The sequence below is a fragment of the Micrococcus sp. HG099 genome, assembly GCF_024723355.1.
GTDB lineage: Bacteria > Actinomycetota > Actinomycetes > Actinomycetales > Micrococcaceae > Micrococcus > Micrococcus endophyticus.
The window spans coordinates 1-2,821 of record NZ_JANQCJ010000192.1 but is presented as its reverse complement, the minus strand read 5'-3'; the positions used below and the strand labels follow the sequence as shown (position 1 = coordinate 2,821).

Genomic DNA, 2,821 nt, shown 5'->3' with positions numbered 1-2,821 from the left:
CGCAGGGGGCCTTCGACCTCGACGGCGGCGCGGCCGCCGCCGAGCGCGCCGCCCGGGCCGCCGACGCCGTCCGCGCGGCCTGGGTCGTCCGCCGCCTCTCCGTCCTGTTCACCCCGCAGGTCCTCGAGCGCGGCGCCCAGCGCCTGCTCCAGGAGCTCGAGATCCCGCTGGCCCGCCTGCTGGCCCGCATGGAGCTCACCGGCATCGCCGTGGACGCCCAGGCGCTCGAGACCCTGCGCGCCGACTTCTCCGAGGCGGCCGCCGCCGCCCAGGAGTCCGCCTGGGCCTCCGTGGCGGAGGAGACCGGGGGGATGAAGGTCAACCTCGGCTCGCCCAAGCAGCTGCAGGAGGTGCTGTTCGAGCACCTGGACATGCCGCGCACCCGCAAGACGAAGACCGGCTGGTCCACCGACGTCGACTCGTTGCAGGACCTGCTCGAGCAGACCCGCCACCCGTTCCTCGAGAACCTCATGCGCCATCGGGACGCCACGAAGCTGCGCCAGACCGTCGAAGGCCTGCTCGAGACCGTGGCCCCGGACGGGCGCATCCACACCACCTACTCGCAGACCGCCGCCGCGACCGGGCGCCTGTCCTCCCTGCACCCCAACCTGCAGAACATCCCCGTGCGCACCGAGGCCGGCCGCCGCATCCGCGAGGTGTTCGTGGCCGACCGGGTCGCCGGCGAGGACGCCGTCCTGCTCTCCGCCGACTACTCGCAGATCGAGATGCGCATCATGGCCCACCTCTCCGAGGACGAGGGCCTGATCCAGGCGTTCCGCGAGGGGGAGGACCTGCACTCCTTTGTGGGCTCCCAGGTGTTCGGCGTGGCCCCGGACGAGGTCAGCTCCGAGCAGCGCGCCAAGGTCAAGGCCATGAGCTACGGCCTGGCGTACGGACTGAGCTCCTTCGGCCTGTCCAAGCAGCTGAAGATCTCCGTGGACGAGGCCCGCGGCCTCATGAAGGGGTACTTCGACCGCTTCGGCGGGGTGCGGGACTACCTGCGCGACGTCGTCGCCCAGGCCCGCCGGGACGGCTACACCTCCACCATCGAGGGACGCCGCCGCTACCTGCCGGACCTCAGCTCGGACAACCGGCAGCTGCGGGACATGGCCGAGCGCGCCGCCCTCAACGCCCCCATCCAGGGCTCCGCCGCGGACATCATCAAGCGCGCCATGCTCGACGTGCAGGCCGGCCTCGCCGAGCACGGCATGGCCTCGCGGCTGCTGCTGCAGGTGCACGACGAGCTCATCCTCGAGGTTCCCGCGGCCGAGCTCGAGCAGGCCACCGCCCTGCTGCAGGAGCGCATGGGCCGCGCCGCGGAGCTCGCCGTGCCGCTGGACGTGCACGTCGGGCAGGGGAGGAGCTGGCATGACGCCGCGCACTGACGCCCCCGACGCCTGGCTCGACCCCGCCCCCGCCACCGCGGAGGCGCTCGCGGCCCACGGCCTCGAGCTGCTGCGGGTGCCCTCCCCGTGGGAGACCGGCGACGCCGACCCCGACGCCCCCTTCGACCACGCCCGCCGCTGGGCCGACGCGCCCGCCGTGCGCCGCCACACGGCCGTGCTGCAGCGCAACTTCCACGAGGTCGGCGACCCAGACTTCGCGCTCGCGGACCGGTTCATCGGCGTGGAGCAGGGGGACCGCCGCCGCCTCAGCGGGGTGTACCCGCAGGGCGCGGACCCGGCCGCCACGGACCCGGTGGGCACCCTGGTGGACTTCACGAAGGACCTCAACGTGGGGGACGGGCGGATGCTGCCGGCCTGGTGCCTCACCGAGGTGACGGTCTCGCCCACGCACCGGCGCCGCGGGATCCTGCGCGCCATGATGACCGAGTCGCTGCGCCGCGCCCACGCCGCCCGGGTGCCGATCGCCCTGCTCACGGCCACCGAGGCCACCCTCTACCGGCGCTTCGGCTTCGGGGTCTCCACCTACCACCGCTCCGTGTGGCTGGACGTGACCCGCGGGGTGCAGCTGCGCGGACGCCGCCCGGACGGCTCGTTCCGGTTCGTCGAGCCGACCGCCTCCGGCGCGCTGATCGACGGCCTGTGGCGCCGGGCCTTCGAGGCGCAGGCCGGCTCGGTGGAGCGCATCCGCTTCCACGCGGCCCGCGAGACGGACCGGGACCCGCGCGTGGGGGAGGGCCGGCCCCAGGGCCTGCGGGCCGTGGTGTACTCCGCGCCGGACGGCGAGGACCTCGGCGTGGCCGTGTACCGGGTGACCGGCTCCACGGCCGAGCTGGTCGCCGACGACCCCGTGACCGCCACCGTGGTGGCCCTGTGGGCCGCCACCCCCGAGGCGCACCGGGCGCTGCTGGAGTTCCTGGGCAACCTGGACCTCGTGGTGCGCCTGCGCCTGCCGGCGGTCGCCGCCGACCGCCTGCTCGAGTTCCTCGTGCTGGACGAGTCCCGCATCTACACCCGCGGCGTCCACCACCACCTGTGGCACCGGGTGCTCGACGTGGCCGCGTGCTTCGAGGCGCGCCCCTACCTGCACGAGGGCGCCGTCACGGTGACCGTGGAGGACGACCTGGGCTATGCCGCCGGCACCTGGGAGATCGCCGCGGCCGACGGCGTCGGGCGGGTCCGGCCCGCGCCGCAGGACGCGGCAGAGCTCACCCTCGACGTCGCCGAGCTGGGCTCCGTGCTGCTCGGCGGGGTCAAGGCGGAGATGATGCGCGAGGCCGGCATCCTCCTGGCGCACCGCCCTGGCGCCGCCGCCGACCTGGACACCCTGCTGCGGCAGGCGCGCCCGCCCTACTCGCTGACCGGCTTCTGAGCCCGCCCCGCCCGAAGGACCCCGAGGACCCGATGAGCATCAATCC

The 2,821-nt window shown here is 74.5% G+C and carries 2 protein-coding genes; both read left to right on the top strand.

The annotated features are described in order from the left end of the window. Positions 1-1,385, top strand: a 1,385-nt coding sequence (locus tag NWP10_RS11360) for a DNA polymerase (protein WP_258300980.1), incomplete at its 5' end; no start/stop codon positions are given. After that, positions 1,369-2,775, top strand: a complete 1,407-nt coding sequence (locus NWP10_RS11355) for a GNAT family N-acetyltransferase (protein WP_158494645.1) — start codon at positions 1,369-1,371, stop codon at positions 2,773-2,775. The genes NWP10_RS11360 and NWP10_RS11355, both read left to right, overlap by 17 nt. The last annotated feature ends 46 nt before the right edge of the window (positions 2,776-2,821 follow it).

Bases quoted from the DNA above. Each gene is read 5' to 3' on its own strand.
- NWP10_RS11355 (WP_158494645.1), top strand. From the start codon at position 1,369: ATGACGCCGCGCACTGACGCCCCCGACGCCTGGCTCGACCCCGCCCCC.